Origin of the sequence: Vibrio sinus, from assembly GCF_023634645.1 — a bacterium.
GTDB classification, from domain to species: Bacteria; Pseudomonadota; Gammaproteobacteria; order Enterobacterales; family Vibrionaceae; genus Vibrio; species Vibrio sinus.
In genome coordinates this window covers 1-1,054 of record NZ_JAMKMR010000052.1, presented here as the reverse complement: position 1 = coordinate 1,054, position 1,054 = coordinate 1, and the positions used below count along the sequence as shown (strand labels likewise).

General features: G+C 45.0%; 1 protein-coding gene. It reads left to right on the top strand.

What is annotated here, in order from left to right; genetic code table 11:
* Positions 1 to 77 precede the first annotated feature (77 nt).
* The coding region (locus M9194_RS21535; RefSeq protein ID WP_250614765.1) for an IS481 family transposase at positions 78 to 1,054 on the top strand (977 nt) is incomplete at its 3' end.

Below are 1,054 nucleotides of genomic sequence, written 5' to 3'. Positions count from 1 at the left end.
CATTTCACTTTTTAAAGAGAGAGTTACCAGTTTAAGGTATGGGTGTCGAATCCAACTTAAACAAAAAGGTAACTCTTATGTTGCATACTAACAACCCAGTGATAAAACACAAAGTCGGTTTACTCAATTTGGCTGAAGAGCTCGGTAATATCACACAAGCTTGCAAAGTGATGGGCGTATCAAGAGATACATTCTATCGTTACCAACAAGCGACGGAAGAAGGTGGCGTCGAAGCACTGCTTAATCAGAATCGTCGAGTGCCAAACGTGAAAAACCGAGTCGACGAGGCCATTGAGTTAGCGGTGGTAGATTACGCCGTCGAATATCCGGCTCACGGTCAAACAAGGGCCAGTAACGAACTGCGTAAACAAGGGATATTCGTGTCACCGAGTGGCGTTCGCTCTGTTTGGCTTCGTCATGGACTGGCGAACTTTAAGGGGCGTCTAAAAGCGTTAGAAGAAAAAGTTGCGACCCAAAATATCATCCTTACAGAAAATCAGGTTCAAGCACTAGAGAGGAAAAAGCTGGATGATGAAGCCTGTGGCGAAATCGATACGGTCCACCCAGGATACTTGGGCTCGCAAGATACGTTTTACGTCGGCAACCTCAAAGGCGTCGGCAGGGTTTACCAGCAAACCTTTGTCGATACGTATTCCAAGGTTGCTTTCGCCAAACTCTACACGATGAAAACCGCGATCACTGCCGCCGATACGTTGAATGACAAAGTACTGCCGTTCTTCCAGTCACATGGCCTTCCGATGTTGCGAATACTCACGGACCGAGGAACAGAATACTGTGGGAAGGTAGAAAATCATGACTATCAAATGTATCTGGCGATCAACGATATCGACCATACCAAAACGAAAGTGAAATCGCCCCAAACTAATGGTATCTGCGAGCGTTTCCATAAAACCATCTTACAAGAGTTCTACCAGATTACGTTCCGTAAGCATTTATATATGAGTTTAGAGGAGCTGCAAAAAGATCTGGACGAATGGTTAGATTACTATAACAATGAGCGAACTCATCAGGGAAAAATCTGTTGTGGCAGAAC